The following is a 21,106-nucleotide window of genomic DNA, read 5'->3' on the forward strand; positions in this document are numbered from 1 at the left end:
ATAAAGCTATAGAGAAAAGTGACATGGAAAGGGGATTCGAGATGAAACAGAAACAACACGGATTCTGGGATGATGTCAAGAAGCACAAGGCTTTGCTGCTCATGCTGACTCCTGCGGTATTGTTCTTCCTGTTATTCGCTTACGTGCCCATGGCGGGTATCGTACTGGCGTTTAAGCAATTTAACTACACAGGCGGTGTCTTCGGCAGCCCGTGGAACGGACTGGATAACTTTAAATTCTTCTTTGGCTCTGGTGACGCCTGGCGCGTAACCCGAAACACGGCGCTGTACAATATTGCATTTATCGTTGTGAACAACGTGCTTCAAATTTTTGCGGGCATCCTGCTGTTTGAGGTCGCCGGCAAATGGTTCCGGAAGATAACACAAACGATGTTATTCCTGCCTTACTTCATTTCCTGGGTTGTGGTTGGAGCCATCGCGTACAACCTGTTCAACTTCGACGTGGGTACCGTTAACGTATTGCTGAAGGGTCTCGGTATGGAGCCGGTTGACATTTACAATACTGCCTCTTACTGGCCGGTTATTCTCGTGGTTGTGTCTGCCTGGAAGACACTGGGGTATGGAACGATTATGTATCTGGCGGCTATCACAGGCATTGATACAGAAATGTATGAAGCAGCCGAAATTGACGGTGCGAATATTTTCCAGCGGATTATGAAGATTACGGTTCCGAACCTGATGCCTACAGTGATCATCCTGGTTCTGCTGGCAATCGGCAACATCTTCCGGGGTGACTTCGGGATGTTCTACAACATGGTCGGCAACAACGGTCTGCTGTTCTCATCCACGGACGTTATTGATACCTTCGTATTCCGGTCGCTCACAACCTCGAATGAGATTGGAATGTCCGCTGCGGCAGGCTTCTATCAATCCCTGCTTGGTTTTGTAACGATCATGCTGGCCAACTATGCTGTACGCAAATACGATAAAGACCGTGCCCTATTCTAAGAAAAGGAGGTAATGCCATGAGTACTACTGCAAAGATTCCAACCACAAAGGTGCGCAAGCGTGTTAATACGGACCGTCTGCTTCTGTCGGTTATCGGATATGTGTCACTTACCTTGCTTGCAATATTCTGTATCTTTCCCTTCATTCTGGTGGTGTCCTCCTCTCTTAGCGAGGAGAGCACCATTATCGAGAAAGGCTTCCAGCTGATCCCGACCGATTTTTCCACAGATGCCTACAGCCTGCTGTTTAAGTATCCGGCTGATATGCTCAGAGCTTACGGTGTAACGATCTCTGTAACCTTAATCGGCACCTTGTTCGGACTGTTTCTGACTTCAATGACAGCTTACGTGCTGTCGCGGAGAGATTTCAAATGGCGTGGACGCTTCTCCTTCTTCTTCTTCTTCACTACATTGTTCAGCGGGGGTCTGGTGCCGTGGTATCTGATGATCGTCAACTACCTGCATCTCAAAGATACGCTGCTTGTACTGATTCTGCCCATGATGATGAATGTATTCTACATTATCGTAATGAAGTCGTTCATGAGCAGCATCCCGGATGCCATTACGGAATCTGCCAAAATTGACGGAGCGGGTGACTTCCGGATTTTCATGCAGCTGATTGTGCCTTTGTCCAAGCCTGCGCTGGCGACCATCGGCCTGTTCATCGCACTGGCCTACTGGAATGACTGGTATAATGCACTGCTCTTTATTTCCAAGTCCGAGCTTATGCCGCTGCAATACTATCTCTACAAAATGCTGGGTAACATGGATGGCATGCGTAAGGCTATGATGGCTTCAGGTGCGGTAGTGAATTCCGATCTGCCTACAGAAAGCTTGAAGATGGCCATGACGATTGTGGCTACAGGCCCTATCCTGCTTGCTTATCCATTCATTCAAAAGTATTTTGTGCAAGGGCTCACTGTTGGTGCTGTCAAAGGATAATTCCGGGGCAACCCGGTTATCAACACAATATAAACCCAATACTAATTCATTAGGGGGCACTATCTGCCATGACAAACAAGAAAAAGAAACTTACAGTTACGCTGGCAACGATGATGACACTGGGTACAATCCTCAGTGCATGCGGAGGCGGCAACAACAACAATACAGCTGCGGAAGCCACAAACGCCGGAGCAAAAGCTACAGAAGGGGCAGCCACGAATTCCGGCGCTCCTGACACTTCCAAAGAGGTCAAGCTCAAAATGCTTCTGATCGGCGGCCAGCCTGGCGATTACGACAAGGTATTCGGAGAGCTCAACACCAAATTGAAAGAAAAAATCAATGCTACGGTTGAAACAGAATTCCTGGACTGGTCTGACTGGACCCAGAAGTACCCGCTGAAATTCGCAGCGAATGAGGATTTTGACCTCGTGTATACAGCGAACTGGGCCTTCTATAACGATCAGGCACTCAAAGGCGGGTTTCTGGAGCTGACGGATGATATGCTGTCCAAGTATATGCCAAAAACCTGGGAAGCGATGCCTAAAGTGAACTGGGAACAAGCGAAAGTGGACGGCAAGCTCTACATGGTTCCGAACAATAATGTGGAAGTTACCGACAAAGTTGTCCTGTATCGTGAAGACCTGCGCAAGAAATACAATCTTCCGGCAATCAACAGTCCTGAAACCTATGCCAATTACTTGAAAACGATTGCTAAGAATGAAAAAGGCATGAATGCGTTCGGAGCAAAACCTGCCGATGGCTGGAAGTTCCATGAGTTGGATCAAATCCTGCTGGAGCAGAACAACAACTTCAACCTGGTGGATGCAAACCTGCTGCCACTGGCTTACAAGCTGGATGATGCTACTGGTAAAATATTCGACATTTATGACACACCAGAATTCACATCGTTGCTGAAATACTATAAAGATCTGGCCGATAATGGCGCATGGTCTAAGAACGTAGTGAGCAACAAAAATGATGTATGGCAGGATGTCAAAGCAGAGAAGGTTTCCTCTTATGCCCACAACCTGGGTACTGTAGCAGCTAACCTTGCCGAAATGCGCCGTGACAAACCGGATGTGGAGCTGGCTATTGCCGATCTTACTCCAGACAAGAAGAAAATTGCTGCCATCGCAACCCAGAACGGGATGTCCATTCATGCAACCTCGAAGAACGCTGAACGTTCCCTGATGCTGATTGATCTGCTGCAGAATGACAAGGAAATCCACGATCTGACGATGTACGGTATTGCCGGAACCAACTATGTTCCTCAAGGCGATGACAAGTTCACTGCCGGCCCTGCGGCTGCGAATTACACAGGCTTCTCGAACTGGGGCTGGAATTCCCCGCTGAACCGTCAAGATGCGGCTTATCCGAAAGAAGCTGACGATATGTTCAACACTTGGCAGTCAAGCGTGTACCACTTCCCGCTGGAAACCTTTGTCTTCGATTCCGCAAAAGTGAAGAACGAAGTGGCGAATATCGGAAACGTAATGCTGCGCTACGCTATTCCATTGGAATATGGTTTGATTGATGATATCGAAAAAGGCCAGGCTGACCTGATCAAGCAGTTGAAAGCCGCTGGTATTGACAAGGTTCAGACGGAAATGCAAGCCCAAATCGATGCTTTCCTGGCTGCAAAAAAATAATAGCTGAATAAGAGTGAAGCTTATGTAACGGCTTCCGGGCTGCTCCAAAGCATTTGCTTTGGGGCAGCCCTTATTTATATAGAAAAGGAGCTGCAAAATATGACTTATACCATTCATGCGGGCATTGCCCCGAAAGACATTTATCCGGCGACCTTACGGCTGGGCGGAACCCATCCGAAGGGAGATCACATTAGCTTCACCAACTACTATATGGAACTGAACGGCAAGCCATATTTTGCCATCTGCGGCGAATTCCATTATTCCCGTTACCCGGAAGACTGCTGGGAGACGGAGATCCGTAAGATGAAAGGTTCCGGAATCAATATTGTGGCTACCTACATCTTCTGGAATCATCATGAGGAAATCGAAGGGGTCTTCGAGTGGCAGGGCAACCGCAATGTGCGGAAATTCGTAGAGCTGTGCGCACAGAATGGAATATATGTCATCCTGCGTGTGGGTCCCTTCTGCCATGGGGAAGTCCGCAACGGCGGGCTGCCGGACTGGCTGTTCGGGCGTTCCTTCGATGTGCGTTCCAATGATGAAGGTTATCTGCATTATGTCCACAGGCTGTTCCATGAGATTGGAATACAGGCGGCGGGGCAGATGTTCAAAGACGGAGGGCCGGTGGTTGGCATTCAGCTGGAGAACGAATTCAATGCCGCTGCCGCCTTGTGGGAGTTGACCGCGAAGCAAGGGGATGAGTACCTGAGCGGCGGACTTGGCGGCGAAGCCGGCTCCGAGCATATGCGTCTGCTTAAGCAGTATGCAGAGGAGGCAGGAATGGTTGCGCCTTTCTATACCAGTACAGGCTGGGGCGCTGCGCCATTGTTGGAGGATGAGGTGCTTCCGCTGTATGGCGGCTATGCCTATACGCCGTGGAGCATCAGCGAGCAGAATCCTGACCAGAAGCCGACACCGGAGTATGTATTTGTGAATTACCATAATGAAGCTGCTGAGACGGGTGAATTCAACCCTCCCTATCCCAAGACTAAATATCCGTTTGCCTGCTGTGAAATGGGCGGAGGGATGCAGACCTGGTATCTGTCCCGGTTCCAGGTGGAGCCGGAAAGTGTGATGGCAATGAGCCTGATGAAGATTGGGGGCGGATGCAATTTTGTCGGCTATTATATGTTCCATGGCGGTACGAATCCAATAGGAAAAACGGGCTACCTGAATGAGAGCACCACGCCAAGAATCACGTATGATTTCCAGGCACCGATCGGAGAGTTCGGGCAGATCCGGGATTCAGCTCATCTGCTGCGGCCGTTGCATTATTTCCTGCACCGGTTCGGGGAACGGCTTGCGCCAATGGCCACCGTCCTGCCGGATGGTGCGGAGACCATCACTCCTGAAGATGCGCATTCGCTGCGGTATGCCGTCCGCACAGACGGCAAAGCCGGGTTCCTGTTCGTGAATAACTATCAGGATCATGTCGTGATGGACACCCATGAGGATGTCCGGTTCGCCATTCTACTGGCTGACGAAACCATTGAATTCCCAAGAAAAGGCTCGCTAACCGTCCGCAAAAACGCGTCGTTTATCTTTCCGTTCAACTTTGCACTGGACGGGCTGAATTTGCGCTTTGCTACAGCCCAGCCAGTGACGCGGGTGGAGTCTGCGGATGCGGCTACGTACTTTTTCTCGATGCCGGAGGGTGTGGACGGGGAGTTTCTGATTGATGCACATGCAGCCATTACCGGAATATTAGCAGACACCGGAACGGTCGAAAAAGGTCCGGGGAACGAGTACACGGTTCTTATTCCGCATGACCGTCCGGGAATGATCCGGATTACACAGGAAGGAGCCCGGGAGATCCGTATTTACGCTATGAATGCCAAAGAAGCCACCATGCTGTGGGAGATGGAGGATGAAGGGCAGCAGCGGATTATTTTCTCGGAAGTTCCGCCTGTACAGACGCAGGACGGCATTGAATTCTTCAGCAGCGGTCAGAGCAGCTTCTCCTTCCGGGAATATGCCGGCGGTCCGGCGGCGCCTGCCCGGTGGACAACGGTGCACGCCGCCTGCTCGATTGCGCAGCATAGAGAGGAGTGGTTCCACAGCTTCGATCTGGAACTCCCAGCCAAGGAGATCCGGCTGGATATCCACCGGATTCATGACCACAAAATCGCGCTTCAACTTGCACCGGACCTCCTGGAGGGCGTGGAAGAGGTGCTGTTAAGCATCGATTACACCGGAAATGTCGGCTATGCCTTTGCGGCCGGCCAGCTCTTCCACGATCATTTCTATAATGGCGCGCCATGGGAGATCGGGCTGTCGCGCTTCAGGGATACACTGAGAAGCGGAGAGATCATCCTTGAGACCACCCCGCTGCGCAAGGGGGTCACGACTGTGGCGGCAGATGCCGCGATGGCGGTCGAGAAGCAGTTTGCCGGGGAAGCGACCGCTGTGTTCCACAGCGTTACAGCGGTTCCGGTGTACCGGGTGGCACTACGGAAATAGGCGGACGTTAGAGTGGGTCAATTTTCTGCTATGCAGTAGTAGGCCTGCCCGATTCGCCCCCATTCTAAGTCCGAGGCATGAAATAAAGTCATCTGAGTCCGCTTCAACCACTCATCAAGCACAAAAAGAACCACAAAAGCCCCGCCCAAGCAGATTTCTCTGCTGGGCGGGGCTTTTGTCTGTCAGCAGCAGCTTCCAGGTTGAATCCGAATCAGCCTTTCACGGCGCCGGCTACAACGCCTTTGACGATATACTTCTGCAGGAAGATGAACACGATGATGGAAGGCAGCACGGCCATTACCATCGCTGTCATTGCATACTGCCAGTCCGAGGTATATTGTCCAACGAAGGTGTAGGCCGCGAGCGTCAGGGTCTTCGTATCCGGTGAACCATTGACCATCAGGAGCGGGAGCAGGAAGTCATTCCAGATCCACATTACGTCAATGATAACGATGGTTGTCGTTACCGATTTCAGCAGCGGGAAGATGACACTGAAGAACAGCCGGAAGCTGGAGGCTCCGTCGATTGTGGCGCTCTCATCGATTTCCAGCGGAATTCCTTTTACAAAACCATGATAGATGAACACAGCCAGCGGTGCGCCGAATCCCCAGTACAGCAGTCCCAGTCCCCAGGTACTTTCGGAGAGGTTCAGGTTCTTGGCGGTTTGCAGCACGGTCAGCATGATGGACTGGAAAGGGATCAGCATCGGCATGATGCACAGGAAGTAGATGATTCCGCTCAGTCTGGATTTGGTCCGTGCCAGCTTATAGGCGGCAATGGATGAGACGAATACGATGCCCAGCAGACCAAGGCCGGTAATCACAAAGTTGTTCAGGAACAATCTCGGATAGTTGATAAATTTCCAGACATACGAGTAGTTGCTGAGCGTCAGATGCTTCGGAAGTGCAATTACGTCGGTCATGACCTCGCTGAAGTTTTTTAACGAGTTGATAATGGTCAGGAACAGCGGATACAGGAACAGAAGAGAGAGGATAACCAGAACCACTTCGAGAATGATCCGGCCTGCTCTGTTGTTGTTTGTTTTCATTATGCCTCAACCTCTCTTCGTTTGAAGACTGTCAGCTGGATAATCGTCACTACCAGTACAGCTACGAACAGGATAAGCGCTTTCGCTGTTCCGTATCCGTACAGATTGTTCTGGAAGGTATCCCGGTAAATATCGTAAGCGATACTGTAGGTAGTTCCTCCGGGACCGCCGCCGGTCAGCGACAGAATCACATCGAACACCTTGATCGAGTTGGTCAGCGCCATAAATACCGAAATCGTTATGGATGGAGCGAGCAGCGGCAGTGTGATGCTGAAGAATCTTCTCATGGCACCTGCACCGTCAACTGTGGCTGCTTCTTTAAGATCCTCAGGGACAGACTGCAGACCTGCGATATATATTACCAGATAGAACCCGATGGACTGCCAGATTGAAACGCCTAGAATCGAGATAAATGCCAGCCCCGGCGTTCCCAGCCAGCTCAGTCCGAAGATCGACCAGCCTGTACTGTCACCCAGCGAGTTGAAGCCCTGCATGAAGATGAATTTCCAGATGAAGCCGACGATAACAAGGCTGAGAATGTAAGGGATGAAGAAGGCCGCTCTCAGCCATGAGGTGGACTTCAGCTTCATATCGAGCAGTACGGCCAGCAGTATCGCCAGCACGTTGACAATCACAATGTAGAGCACCGCATATTTGATCGTGAACCAGGCCGCATTGGAAAAGTTAGTATCGCCTGAGAAGATCATTTTGAAATTGTCCAGGCCGACGAATTTGGGATGTTTGGATATTCCGTTCCATTTCGTCATGGAATACCGGATGGTCATGACAAAAGGAATGTAGAACGCAACAGCGATACAGATTAGAACGGGGAGTGTAAACAGCCCAAAGTCTAATTTCTCGCGCCATCTTCTGCCGAGTGTTTTTAACATGGAAGCACCTCTTCTTGATTTATAGGGTGGGAGTCTTGTACTGGCTTGCCACACATAACCATTCCGGTTAGTCTATATTGTGTATTATAGAGCAGACCCCTATACTCAAAAATGGATTTAAGAGTACAGTTAGGGGTAAAAAGGTGAACTGAACATTTCCCCGCAAAGTCCGTGCAAGAAGGAGGAAGGCACCATCAAAAGAATCTTATACAAGCTGTTTGAGCCTTTGCTGGAGCGGATTTCCCGGCGTCTGGCGAACAAGCTGATCCTGTTGTTCACGATTATCATTATTCTGGTTGTGACCTCACTGACGTTCATTTCCTACGGCATGCTGCGCAAAGAATCGGTGAACAGCAGCATTTCCAGCACCCGTAACAACCTGCTCCTGGTGGGGCGTAATCTGGAGAGTTATCTGGACGGGATCGGCCAGCTGTCACTGCCGCAGATCTCCTATGATGAGTTCAACTACGCGATTCTGCATGAATCCGGGGACTATGCGTCCAAGATGTATGTAGAGGATTATTTGAAGAATCTATATTTTTCGCGCAATGATCTGGAAGCGATTTACCTGTACGTCATCAAGGAGCACAAATATTATTATGTGACCAAGGAGAACTATAATATTACCGTCCGGGTGGCACCGCATCCGCCGATCGAGAATCTGTCGTGGTACAAGCGTGCACTGGCCAGCCCCTTCAACCGCTCATACCAGTCCTTTGTGATGGATCGGTCGCCTGAGGAGAGTAGTGGCGATTATCCTATCAATACTGAGAAAAGCTTCATGGGCTACCACCGGCTGCTGCGTTCCATTGTGACCCGGGAGCCACAGGCTGTGCTGTCCCTGTATTTCAATTCCAGTGTGACGGATGAGATTATGAAGGATATTCCCTTTAATGAGGGGGAGCATCTGATGTATGTCAGTCCCGACAATCAGCCGTTTGTGGTGGATGACCGTGAATTTGTTCTCAAAAGTGAAAAAGCGGGGCTGCTGGAGAAGCTGACTCCAGCCCAAGGCGGACGTTTGACCTGGTCGGACAGCGGGCAGAAGTATCTGGTCATGTATGACATCAGCCAAAAGGAAGGCTGGAAGCTCATTAAGCCGATTCCCTACAAGCAGATCTATGAAGCTGCGACGACGACGCGTAAACTGAGCTATTCGATTGGTCTGCTCTTTTTGATGGTGTCCGTCATTCTCGTCAGCTTCACATCCAATAAGATTACCAGTCCCCTGAAGAACCTGTCGCTGCAGATGAAACGCTTCAGTACCGGGAGCTTTGATGCCGAAGCAACCGTGGAGGGCAGTGATGAGATCGCTTACCTGTCACGCCATTTCAACAAGATGGTGGAAAAAACTAATGAGCTGATCAATGAGCGCTATAAAATGAAAATTGTCGAGAAAAACGCTGTGCTTAAGGCACTGGAGGCGGAGATTAATCCGCATTTCCTCTATAATGCGCTGCAGGCCATCTCTACCAAGGCACTCAAAAATAATAATGATGATATTGTCGAGATGGTTGATAATCTGGCACTCACCCTGAGGTACTGCATCAGCGGCAGAGATGTGGTGCAGGCGCGGGAGGAGCTGAAGCATATCGAACGTTATCTGGCCCTGCAAAAAGCCCGCTTCGGCAGCCGCATGCAGGTGGAATACGCCTGGGATGACAGTCTCCTGGAGCTGAGAATTCCCAAGCTGTCGATTCAGACCCTGGTGGAGAACTGTATCAAGCATGCATTGGAGAAGGTATCCAGTACGGTTACCATCCGGATTGAAGCTCATATTACCCCCGAATATAGCGTGATTTCTGTATTGGATGACGGACCAGGTATATCGGAAGAGCGGCTGCAACAGGTAATTAGCACCTTGCAGATTCAGTGGGATGACCGCGGCGGAGACTCAGCAGAAGAAGAGTATGCGGAGAGCATCGGCCTTAAGAATCTGAATACCCGCCTGAAGCTTCTATACGGTGACGAAGCGGGGCTCACTATTGCCAGCAATGAGCAAGGAACACAAATGGATATGCGGTTACCGCGGGGAGGGCTGGGACAACATGTATAAAGTACTGATCATAGACGACGAAGAGCCGCTGCGCGAAGCGATCAATATTCTTGGCGATTGGAAGGGCCTTGGCGTTGACCAGGTGCTCGAGGCGACAGACGGAAAAATGGGGCTGGAAATGCTCCGCGGGCATAAGATTGATCTGGCCTTAGTGGATATGAAGATGCCGGAGCTGAACGGGAGCGAGCTGCTTAGAATCGCTGAACATGAATTTCCCGATTTGCTGCTGATTGTGATTAGCGGCTACAACGATTTTGAATATACCCGGCAGGCTATCCGCTCCAAGGTTGTGGATTATCTGCTGAAGCCGGTCAACCGTGCGGATCTGAACAGTGCGCTGCGGAAGGCTGTCGATGTGCTCGAGGCCAAACGTAAGAAGGAGAGCGAGTTCATTAACCGTAATATCACACTGAATATGTCTCTTCCGAAGCTGAAGGAGAAGATGTATCTGTCGATCATAGAACGCAGCTTCAAGAACCAGTCCAATGAGGCATTTCTGCCGCTGATCGGTGCGGATAAGCCCGGCAATCATTTCGCCGTAGGCGTTCTTCGGATGCTCAATCTGGAGCAGGTGCGTCATCACCGGTTCCATGAGGACCGGGATTTGCTGCATTTTGCCGTCACTAACGTCATGAGTGAGAACAGTGACGGCCATTTCGAGGCCTTCAGCTTTGCCAGTCCCCGCAGCGAGCGGGAATTCATCGTTATATTTACCCTGAAAGGCAGCTACGGGGAAGATGCGGCGTTTCTCTCGCTTCATCATATGAAGAAGGCGGTATCCACGCTGAAGGAACTGTTCGGGATGATTTGTGCGAGCGGGCTTGGACAGCCTTACAGTGATTGTCTGGACATTGCGCAGTCCTATGAGCTGGCTACGGCTGCGCTGGATGGGACCGATCTGCTGAGCCTGAAGAGCAGTGTAGTCTCGAATGTGGGATATACGAAACCAGCCGCCAAGGACAGCCCTTCCCTGACAGGGCGGATGCCGCTGATCCGAAGCAGCCTGGAGAGCGGAAATACGGGCCATGCGAAGAGCATTCTCAGTGATTTTACGCGCAAATGGAAAACCTCGGAGAGGTTCAGCCTGGGCGAAGCGGACCGGACCATTCAGGAGTTTATTATTTTGCTGGGGGATATCGCCCAGGAGCTAAATGCGGTCCCTGAGCGTTTGCTCAGTACAAAGCGCCAAGGGCTGCGGGGGCTTGGGATTGGCAGCGATTTTGCCACCTTTGGAGAGTTCGAGGCCGTGCTTAGCCGAATTCTGGATGTGTATGCCGGAGAAATCAGCAGATCGCTTGCCGGAGACCGGGGCAGTGTGCTGGAAAATATTAAAGCATACATTGATAACCATTATTTCGAGAATATAAAAATATCGATGTTCACGGATAAGTACTTCCTGAGCAGAGAATACTTAATGAAGCTGTTCAAGGGCCAATATGGATATGGCATTCATGAGTATGTGCAAAAGGTGAGAATGGACAAAGCCAAAGATCTGCTGTCGGACCCCGCGCTCAAAATCCAGGATATTTCGGAAAGGCTGGGGTATAAGGACAAGAACTATTTCAGCAAGGCGTTCCGGAATTACTATGAATGTTCACCTTCTGAATTTCGGCTGCTGCTCGCAGAGGGAGAAAAGTGAAACGGTTACATCAGCACACTTTTTTACCCTCATAAGATCACTTATGTACATTCTTATCCTTTTTCTTTTTATTTAAAATAACACCAAGACCACAAGAAACATGAGGAAAAGGGGGCAACACATCATGAAGGTAAAAAGATTTATGGCTCTATCCGCGAGTATGCTGCTCGCAGGAGGACTGCTGGCCGGCTGTGGCGGGAATAATACCAATAATGCCGCTAACAACACAGGTGCAACCAATGCGCCAGCTAATACGGCTACAGATTCATCTAAGCCTGTCACGATTAATATGTTCACCGCATCTCCTGAATACACTGATGCTTTCAATGCTTACATTGCCGAATACAAAAAGGTAAAGCCGAACGTTACCATCAACCTGGAAATTATGCAGGCCGACTATAATACGGTCCTCAAATCGAAAATTGCCGCAGGCAGCACACCGGACGTCTTCCAGACTACAGCTGGCGGAGATATCGACACTTTTGCTGAATACAGTGCCGATCTGACCAACGAACCGCTGGCAGGTGCGATGACGGATGCGGTCCGCTCCAACATGACCTCTTCAGATGGCAAGGTGCTTGGACTTCCGGTCAAAGGTAACCTGTTCGTCCTGATGTACAACAAAAAGCTGCTTGCTGATGCAGGCATTACCGAAGTTCCAAAAACTACAGCCCAGCTGGATGATGCCATCACCAAGCTCGAAGCCAAAAAAATTACGCCTTTTGCCAACGCTTATAAAGAGTGGTGGGTCTGGAAACACATCTTCCAACACTTCGTGGATGCGGCCGCTACGGATGCCGGCATGGATGCTAAGACACTTGTAGGCAAATTCATCGCCGGAGATACTACCTTCAAGGATCATCCTGTACTGTACAACAACTTCTTCAACTTCATTGACACCACGGTCAAACACGGAACGGACAAGCCGCTGGAACGCGACAGCAATGCGGAAGTCAGTGACTTCGCTCTTGGCAAAGCAGCGTTTATGACGGGTAAAGGCGCATGGGATGAAGAAGCCATCAAAAAGATTACCCCTGACTTTGATCTCGGCATCGCCGGATATCCGGTCAGCGACAAGCCAGAGCAGGCACAGATTATTACCGGTGCTGACCAGGCACTGCGCATTAACAAGGATTCCGCTGTAGCTAAGGAAACCATTGAATTCTTCAACTGGCTGTATACTTCCGAGTACGGTAAAAACTGGTTCTCCACGGTGGCAAAAGTAATTCCACCAATCAAGGATGCTCCAATGCCTGACCTGCAAATGCCTAAGGAAATGGTAGAAATCCTCAAAACCGAGAAATCCGGCGACTTGTCGGTCAACTACTCTCTGGATACCTTCCACCAGAAATTCGGCGAGCTGATGCAGGCATACATCGGCGGCAGCAAATCCAAGGATCAGGCCATCGATGAAATTCAAAAAGCCTGGATTCAATTCGGATCAGCTGAACAATAAGATTTGAATCGCTTCCATCCCGGGACGGCTCTTGAAGGTAAGATTTCATTTACCGGATAAGCCGTCTTTTTTATGTAACACAGATTTCGGGGCGGGAAGCACCAGTGGCTTGACGTAACTGCGGGGAATGTTTGGATTTCCGGCCGCTACCGCTCCTCCAATTCCAAACTTCCCCTCCGTTACTTCTTCACTTTTGCAACAGATCTAAAAATCTTTAGTTACGAATACAAAAGACACCTTATAATTAGGAGACACAAAGCAGGGTAGAGACAACCACATTTGTCAGGAGGCCAAATGATATATGGACAGCAAGCTCATTGAAATTGCCGAAAACGGACTTTATCTTACGATTGAAATTACGGAGCAGCAGGATGTCCGGCTGCTGCATTTTGGTGCAGCGCCATTAGAGGATGGAGTAATTGCGGAGAAGAGCAAACCGGGGTTCCGGCTGCTGGAACTGCAGCTCTCAGGCGAGGACAGGGATGAGTATCACGGGCGCACGCACCGCGCATCCTACCCGGGGCTGCGGATGGAATATGCAGGTCATAAGGACAGCGTAAATGCCCTTGGCCGCAAGCTGGAGATCGGTCTGGTTGATCCGGTTTCCGGAATTAGAGCCGAACAGCATATTCAGTTTTATACCGGCGTACAGACAGTCCGCTGCTGGACGGTGCTGAAGAACGAAGGTACGGAAGTAGCCGCTGTCGAATATCTTTCGACTTTTGCGCTTACCGGAGTAGATAAGGAAGGCACCGGAGACCGTAACGACAAAATAGAGGTCACCCTTGCCCACAGCGGATGGCAGAGTGAGCTGCAATGGCGGACCTACCGCCTGCCGGAGCTGGGCATGTCCCATCTGGCGGACCGTGGCTCCAAGCGTATCGCCGCCAGCAACACCGGCTCCTGGTCGGCGGCAGAACTGCTCCCCATGGCTGTCCTGCACAACAAGGAGAGCGGGACAAGCCTGTTCTGGCAGATTGAGCATAACGGTTCCTGGCACTGGGAGCTGACCGATCAAGTGGATCAGCTCACACTGCTGGTCAGCGGACCGACCGAGCATGACAACCACTGGTGGCTGAAGCTTGAGCCGGGCGAGGAATTCACCTCGGTTCCGGTAGCCGTCGGCGCAGTGCAGGATGGCTTTCAGGGAGCAGCAGAACAGCTTACCGCCTACCGGCGGATAATCCGCCGTCCGAATGAGGATAACGAGCTGCTGCGGATTATTTTCAATGACTATATGAACTGTTTGTGGGGCAGTCCGACGACGGAGAAGCTGTTGCCGCTGATTGATGCCGCCGCCGATGTCGGCTGTGAATATTTCTGCATCGACGCAGGCTGGTATGCACCGGGAGAATGGTGGGATGGCGTCGGGCAGTGGGAGCCCTCCGCCGAGCGCTTCCCGGAGGGGATTAAATATGTGCTGGATTATATCCGCAGCAAAGGGATGATTCCCGGCCTCTGGCTGGAGCTTGAGGTGATGGGGATCAACAGTCCAAAGCTGGCTGAGACCGATGACAGCTGGTTCTTCATGCGCCATGGCAAACGGGTGAAGGACCGCAGCCGATATCAGCTGGATTACCGGAGTCCGAAGGTTATTGCGCACGCTGATGGAGTTATCGCCAGATTGGTGGAGCAGTATGGAGTCGGCTATATCAAGATGGACTATAACATCAATGCAGGCATAGGGACGGAGACGGATGCTGACAGCTTCGGCGACGGACTGCTGCAGCATAACCGGGCTTATCTGGCCTGGCTGGACAGCATTTTCATCCGTTACCCGGATCTGGTGATCGAGAATTGTTCCAGCGGCGGCATGCGAATGGACTATGCCATGCTCAGCCGGCACAGCATCCAGTCGACCAGCGATCAGGAGGACTATGTGCAGTACGCGGCAATTGCCGCAGGGTCGCCGGCAGCACTCACGCCGGAGCAATCAGCTGTCTGGTCCTACCCGCTGCGTGAAGGTGATGATGAAGAGGTCATCTTCAACATGGTCAACGCACTGCTGCTCCGTGTGCACCAGAGCGGACATCTGGCGGAGCTTGAGCCCCGGCGCAGAGAACTGGTGAAGGAAGCCTTGGATTATTACAAATCCATCCGCGCCTACATTCCGCAGGCGACGCCGTTCTGGCCGCTGGGCCTGCCTGATAGTGAAGGCGCATGGGTCAGCTTTGGGCTGCGCTATGGCGATACACGCTATCTCGCAGTCTGGCGGATTGCCGGAGAAGAAGCAGAAGTTAGGCTTCCGATTCCCGGGCTGCAGGGCCAGGCTGCGGAAATACGCTGTGCTTATCCGAAGCAGCATCATTCGGATTGGAGCTGGGACAAGCCGGCTGGTGTGCTGACTGTCTCGATCCCGCAGGGCAAGACCGCCCGCCTATTCGAAATTCAAGTCTGATCCTCTGACATGAACTGATATTATGAAATTCATATCAACCCTCCGCCAGCAGAAACCGTCTTTCTGCTGGTGGAGGGTTTCTTGTTCTGTAAATGCGTCTATTTAGTTTTCTAGCGGATTATATTCTTTTTGTAAAATAAAAAACTGTTAATGGGTATGAATTTTGGATAAAATAGTGATTAACCTAATATTTTGTCGAATTTGCTCTAAACTTTGTTGAATATTTTGTCGATATATATCAAAAGATGTAGAAATAAAATTGACAGGAAAGAAATAGCACTTTACAATGCAGATATAGGTTAATCATTTCTACTATTTAGAAGCTTTGATAGCTTTTAACACCAATGATTATTAAGTGTTATTTTAAGGGAGGATGCATAGTGATGAAAGCAACAGGAATTGTAAGAAAAGTAGATGAACTGGGAAGAATCGTGATTCCGATTGAACTACGCAGAACGATGGGAATTGACATAAAAGACCCGCTCGAGATTTTCGTTGATGGGGAAAAGATCATTCTCAGAAAATATGAGCCTACCTGCATCTTCTCCGGCAGTGCGGAAAACCTCATTAACTTCAAAGGCAAAATGGTCAGCAAAGATGTGCTTGACGAATTGATCGCCAGCTTCGACCACGTATAAACCAGTAACCAGCAGCATTACATTTTAGACAAAAGGGACCGTAGGGCATACACCATAATGGTGGATTGCCCTACGGTCCCTTTTGATTGTCTAAGCAAAAAGACGGCATCCCGCAAGCCCTGTGGCTGTCTCGTAATTCAGCTTGGGGCGGGGTCCTCTCCACTGGATTCCAGCACATGTTCCAGCTTCATAATGAAGGCCTTGTATTGCACCAAACCCAGCTCAATGCACAGCTTCTGGTGGGGACTGAGTTTGCTGTCCAGCTGGTTCATCTTCTGTTCCAGATCGGTGTACATGTCCCGCTTGTTTTGGAGGCCTTCGCGGAGCAAAGTATCCATGGTTTCTTCATCCGCCATATCCCCGAAGTAGAGATGCATTAGAAAGTCCGAGCGCAACACTTCTTTTTCCGCAGGTTGAACCAAATAGCTCCGGAAATGCTCTTTACCTGCCTCTGTGATGGTGTACACATTTTTATCCGGCTTGCCTTCCTGCCGTACGGATTCCTTGGTAATCAGGTTCAGCCCTTCAAGCTTGCTGAGTGTAGGATAGATGGTGCCAAAGCTGGCATCGAAGAAAAAGGAAAAATACTCCTCGAAATGCCGCTTGATCTCATAGCCGGAATGTGGCTTTTTGCATAGAATTCCGAGTATTACATCTTGTATGTTCATGAATATCTGCCGCCCCTCTGTTGGAATCCATTGACCGAGAATCTGAGTTATATATCAAAACGAAATATAACATATTGATATATTTATCACAAGCGCACTGGCCTGTACATAGACAACACCTGCTGCCATCCTATATCATAGGGCGTAAGACGGAAGCATACTGCCTGCAGAAGGCAGCATCTACTGAACCATAGAGAAGGGTTGGGTCATCTCATGAGTACGAAGTTGAAGAAACCGGAAGCGATCATTTTTGATATGGATGGAACGTTGTTTCAGACCGAAAGTTTGCTGTTGCCCGCTTATCATAAAATGTTTGATGTTTTGCGGGAAGAGGGCCTTTATTCCGGGCCTACTCCACCAGAGGAGCGAATTCTAAGCAGCCTGGGCATGCTGCTGTCACAGATCTGGAAGAATGTGATGCCGGATGCCGATGAGGCTGTTCACCGCCGCGCAGATGAGCTGCTGCTACAACAGGAAATTGAGGGACTTAAGGCAGGCGGCACCCTTCTGTACCCCAAGGTAACCGAGACGCTTACGGCACTGCATGAGCGCGGAGTCAAGCTGTTCGTAGCGAGCAACGGGCTGGAGGATTATATTCACAGCGTTGTTGTGGTGCATAAGCTGGAAGAGCTGTTTGAGGGTCTCTACAGTGCAGGCGGACAGGGTACCGCTACCAAAACCGATCTGCTGCGCATCCTGCTGGACGAACATGGTATTAAAGAAGCCTGGATGGTCGGGGACCGTTCTTCCGATGTGGAGGCCGGCAAAGGCAACGGGCAGACGGTCATCGGCTGCGCCTACGCAGGGTTCGGAGGCCAGGATGAGCTGAAAGGCTCAGATGTCATTATCTCCGCATTCGATGAGCTGATCGGCCTTTACGATAACAGCACGGAGTAAGCTAAGTAATGAATCCAGTCGGCAAGACAGTCCAAATTAGGGAAAGGCAAATTCACACGGGTGTCATTATCGCCGTATTACCGGCGTTAAGGGCACCCGTATTGATGTCCAGGGATATCCCTTCGAAAACAGATTTTCGGATAAATCCCGAAATTTCAGCGGTGCAGCGGATTTAGCTGTAAATTTATTTTTTAATGAATGAACAATCCTGCCTATTTCATAGTCTTTTCTCTATATAGACCTGAGAGGAGACTTACAATGAAACGTATCATAGAATCTGTTATGCAGCGCGCGACGATTATTCTGGTTTGCGTCCTGCTCATCTTGGCTTGGGGAGCGGTATCCGCCTATCAAATGCAAAGAGATTATCTCCCCGGCATCAATAACACCACGTTAATGGTATCCCTGCGGGCATCCTCCTACCAGGCGGACCAAATCAGACGCGATATCACAACCCCTTTGGAGGAAGCCATCCGCAAGACGAATGGACTTACCAATCTGGAGACCACCTCGTACGATGGCGGGCTCCTGATGAATCTGTATTACCCGATGGATTACAATATGGAACAAGCGGAGAATGCGCTTAAGCAAGCGTTGAACGATGCGGCCTTGCCGGATGGCGTTAACAAGCCGGTGGTCACCCGCTTGACCTCCAGTACCTTCCCGATTCTGAGCTACAGCCTGACAGCTGCGAGTGGCCAAGTCGATGATCTGACCCTGCAATCCTCTCTGCAAACGGATATTGTTAACCAATTGAAATCCGTTCCCGGAGTGGCGGATGTACAGACAGTCGGCGGGGCGAATAAAGGATACGTCGTTGCACTTCGGATGAAGGATCTGGTGGCTAACGGCATGTCTGTTGACGATTTTAACAAATCTATTCTACTGGATCTCCCCACCCTGCAAGGCAACATTGCCAATGTCAAAGCTTCCTTTCCCATTCGAGTAGAAGGCTGGGATCTCACGGAACAGCAGTTGAACGGCCTGGTGATTAAAAATAAAGATGGGGACAGCGTCCCCTTATCGGCTGTGGCATCAGTATCCCAGTCGCTGACCGATGTCAAAACCGTCTCACGAACCAATGGGAAAGCCAGTGTGCTTATTAATGTCATCAAGACACCTACGGCAACCATTACAGATGTTGCTGCGCATGTAAAAGAACGTGTCTCCGGGATTTCCGCTGTAAAAAGCGGTGATGTAGCGATGACTTTGCTGACGGACCGCGCGCATGATTTGAACAGCTCGCTAAAAGGGCTGATTCGCGAAGGCTTGCTCGGCTGCCTGTTCTCCATGCTCTGCGTGCTGTTCTTTTTCCGTAATGTGCGGTCCACTCTTCTGATTGCCGTATCGCTGCCTATTTCGCTGCTGGCTACGGTGGCTGTACTCAAATGGATGGGCGTTACGCTCAACATCCTGACCGTGTCCGGGCTGATTGTGGCCATGGGACGGATCGTGGACGATGCGATTGTGATTCTGGATAACATCTACCGCCGGGTACAGGAAAATAAAGACAAGCCCGTACTTCACGTCTTGGCTTCTGCAGTAGTGGAAATGCTGCCGGCCATATTCGCTTCTACGGCGACTACCGTTGCCGTCTATGTTCCGATTGCACTAGTCGGCGGCATCATTGGCGCTTCGTATTCCGGCTTTGCTTGGTCCGTCGTCATCGCGCTTGGAGTATCGTTCCTTGTCGCCATGCTGGTTATTCCTTCCTTCGCCTTCATCGGCTGGAGAGAACCGAAGACCCAGGCAGTCACGCTCGAACCTCTGATGAAGCCATTTCTTATGTCCGCATTGAAGCACAAAAAAACAGTCATCAGTATCTCGCTTATCCTCTTTGTCATCGCCGGGCTGTTCGCTGCGCGGCTTCCATTCAGCCTGCTGCCGAGCACAGCCAGCGGTCAGGTAGCGGTTAAAGTGGAACTCCCGAAAGGAACGCCGCTCTCGGAAGTGGATAAGGAAGTCAAAGCGGTGGAAGATGTTCTCCATAATAACGCCGGAATCGCTTCTTATTCCGCTACCTTCGGCTCTTCGTTCACGCCGCAGGCAGATGATGTATTTGACCAAGGCGGCGGATTTATTCAGCAGCCCAACATAGCCAATCTTTCCATCCAATTAAAAAACGTAAAGGCGGTCAATACGTTCATACCCGCTTTGCAATCGGATCTATCCAGCCTGTCCGATCGGGCTGCTATTACGGTAACCAATCAGAACATCGCAGGCGATGATTCGACGATCAAAATCATGCTGACGGGCGCAGATGAGCAAACACTGGAGAAGGCTGCTGATCAGGTCCGAACCAAACTGGTCGATATCCCGGGACTAAGCGTTTCCGGTAAGACGGATATGACCAATGGCATTCCCAAGTTCACTGTCGTTATGGATCGGGAAAAAGTGAAGCAGGCGGGCATTAATGAGGCTGATATTAATAACCTGCTGAAACGGTACATGACCAAGGGGAAAGATTTTGATATTATGACATCAACAGGAACAGGGGTTATTCCGGTAGACGTGTATATCGATCCTGTTCAAACGAAATCCGTCAATGATAAGACATTGCCCGTCTATACACCGGAACAAGTGCTGGCTTCTCTGTCTGCGGAGACCTTTACCGGCAGCAATGGTCAAACGTACCGGTTCGATCAATTGGCCTCCATTCAGAAAAGCGATGCAGTTTCGTCCATTCAAGAACGCGACGGTCAGCCCTTTGCTGTGGTTAGTGCACAGATCATTTCCAGTGACATGAGTAAAGTGTCAGGAACCGTGAATCAGACTTTGAAGGATATGCAGCTTCCGGACGGGGTGACCTACTCCCTGGGGGGCATTACCCAGCAAGTTACGCAGATGATACTCGAGATGACGATAGCAGTGGTGGTATCCATCCTTCTCGTTCTGCTGATTACCAGTTTTGTCTTTAAAGGCTGGAAAGCGCCGTTTGCCGTATTGATCAGTATTCCACTGGCTTTATCCGGTGTGGTGATCGCTTTATATGCGATCCATGGTCAATGGAACCTGGCTGCGTTGATTGGGGTGTTGATGCTTACCGGTATTGTAGTGACCAATGGAATAGTTCTCATTGATAAAATTGAACGCAACCGCAAAGAGGGTATGAGCCTCCGGGGCTCGGTTGTTCAGGGAAGTCTGTCACGGGTACGGCCGATTATGATGACAGCAGGCACTACAGTGCTTACCCTGATTCCCCTTGCCTTATCTCATAGCGCTGATACGGTCATTTCACAGGTGCTGGGCATTGTGGTGATCGGCGGGATGGTTACCTCCACGCTCAACAGCTTTGTGGTGATCCCGATTATCTATGAATGGATGCAGGGCAAAGCGGCCCGGAATGCCGATCAATCCCTGAACGGAGAAACAGTGTAATACCGAAACATTACGTGCAC

General features: G+C 50.4%; 14 protein-coding genes. 11 read left to right on the top strand and 3 right to left on the bottom strand.

Translation table 11 applies throughout. The features are described 5' to 3' along the window. The first annotated feature begins 41 nt into the window (after positions 1-41). From A3849_RS01245 to A3849_RS01260, 4 genes are all read left to right on the top strand, one after another. Positions 42-968: an ABC transporter permease gene (locus A3849_RS01245; protein WP_074109790.1), complete on the top strand. Its 927-nt coding sequence runs from the start codon at positions 42-44 to the stop codon at positions 966-968. Between the two features lie 17 nt (positions 969-985). Next, positions 986-1,909 (top strand): carbohydrate ABC transporter permease, encoded by a 924-nt coding sequence (locus A3849_RS01250; protein WP_083613311.1) that lies wholly within the window; start codon positions 986-988, stop codon positions 1,907-1,909. 68 nt (positions 1,910-1,977) lie between these two features. Beyond that, the gene (locus A3849_RS01255) at positions 1,978-3,558 is read left to right on the top strand and encodes an ABC transporter substrate-binding protein (RefSeq protein WP_074109791.1); all 1,581 of its coding nucleotides are present in this window, start codon (positions 1,978-1,980) and stop codon (positions 3,556-3,558) included. A gap of 99 nt (positions 3,559-3,657) precedes the next feature. After that, positions 3,658-6,018: a beta-galactosidase gene (locus A3849_RS01260; RefSeq protein WP_074109792.1), complete on the top strand. Its 2,361-nt coding sequence runs from the start codon at positions 3,658-3,660 to the stop codon at positions 6,016-6,018. Between the two features lie 211 nt (positions 6,019-6,229). Here the strand turns inward: A3849_RS01260 and A3849_RS01265 are convergent, their stop codons facing one another. Together A3849_RS01265 and A3849_RS01270 are read right to left on the bottom strand one after the other, a co-directional pair. Continuing rightward, positions 6,230-7,066 carry a carbohydrate ABC transporter permease gene (locus tag A3849_RS01265; protein ID WP_074083945.1) on the bottom strand — a complete coding sequence of 279 codons (837 nt, stop codon included), beginning with the start codon at positions 7,064-7,066 and terminating at the stop codon, positions 6,230-6,232. Beyond that, positions 7,066-7,956: a carbohydrate ABC transporter permease gene (locus A3849_RS01270; protein WP_074107327.1), complete on the bottom strand. Its 891-nt coding sequence runs from the start codon at positions 7,954-7,956 to the stop codon at positions 7,066-7,068. Before A3849_RS01270 ends, A3849_RS01265 begins: the two co-directional genes overlap by 1 nt. 226 nt (positions 7,957-8,182) lie before the next feature. On the opposite strand from A3849_RS01270, the gene A3849_RS01275 reads away from it, so the two are divergent. From A3849_RS01275 to A3849_RS01295, 5 genes are all read left to right on the top strand, one after another. Next, complete coding sequence (locus A3849_RS01275) at positions 8,183-10,012, top strand: sensor histidine kinase (protein WP_256700611.1); 1,830 nt, start codon at positions 8,183-8,185, stop codon at positions 10,010-10,012. Beyond that, complete coding sequence (locus tag A3849_RS01280) at positions 10,005-11,651, top strand: response regulator transcription factor (protein WP_074109794.1); 1,647 nt, start codon at positions 10,005-10,007, stop codon at positions 11,649-11,651. The genes A3849_RS01275 and A3849_RS01280 overlap by 8 nt, the downstream gene beginning before the upstream one ends. 124 nt (positions 11,652-11,775) lie before the next feature. Next, on the top strand, positions 11,776-13,107 hold the full coding sequence (locus tag A3849_RS01285; protein ID WP_074109795.1) for an ABC transporter substrate-binding protein: 1,332 nt from the start codon (positions 11,776-11,778) through the stop codon (positions 13,105-13,107). A gap of 301 nt (positions 13,108-13,408) precedes the next feature. Further along, on the top strand, positions 13,409-15,505 hold the full coding sequence (locus A3849_RS01290; protein WP_074109796.1) for a glycoside hydrolase family 36 protein: 2,097 nt from the start codon (positions 13,409-13,411) through the stop codon (positions 15,503-15,505). A gap of 380 nt (positions 15,506-15,885) precedes the next feature. Beyond that, positions 15,886-16,143 (top strand): AbrB/MazE/SpoVT family DNA-binding domain-containing protein, encoded by a 258-nt coding sequence (locus A3849_RS01295; protein WP_025708535.1) that lies wholly within the window; start codon positions 15,886-15,888, stop codon positions 16,141-16,143. A gap of 137 nt (positions 16,144-16,280) precedes the next feature. On the opposite strand, the gene A3849_RS01300 is transcribed toward A3849_RS01295, so the two are convergent. Then, positions 16,281-16,811 carry a PadR family transcriptional regulator gene (locus A3849_RS01300; RefSeq protein WP_074109797.1) on the bottom strand — a complete coding sequence of 177 codons (531 nt, stop codon included), beginning with the start codon at positions 16,809-16,811 and terminating at the stop codon, positions 16,281-16,283. Between the two features lie 213 nt (positions 16,812-17,024). On the opposite strand from A3849_RS01300, the gene A3849_RS01305 reads away from it, so the two are divergent. Further along, positions 17,025-17,708 carry an HAD hydrolase-like protein gene (locus tag A3849_RS01305; RefSeq protein ID WP_074109798.1) on the top strand — a complete coding sequence of 228 codons (684 nt, stop codon included), beginning with the start codon at positions 17,025-17,027 and terminating at the stop codon, positions 17,706-17,708. A 258-nt stretch (positions 17,709-17,966) separates the two neighbouring features. Further along, entirely contained in the window at positions 17,967-21,086 is a 3,120-nt protein-coding gene (locus A3849_RS01310; RefSeq protein ID WP_074109799.1) for an efflux RND transporter permease subunit, read from the top strand. Positions 21,087-21,106 lie beyond the last annotated feature (20 nt).

This window comes from Paenibacillus sp. P46E (assembly GCF_001909095.1).
GTDB lineage: Bacteria > Bacillota > Bacilli > Paenibacillales > Paenibacillaceae > Paenibacillus_AQ > Paenibacillus_AQ helianthi.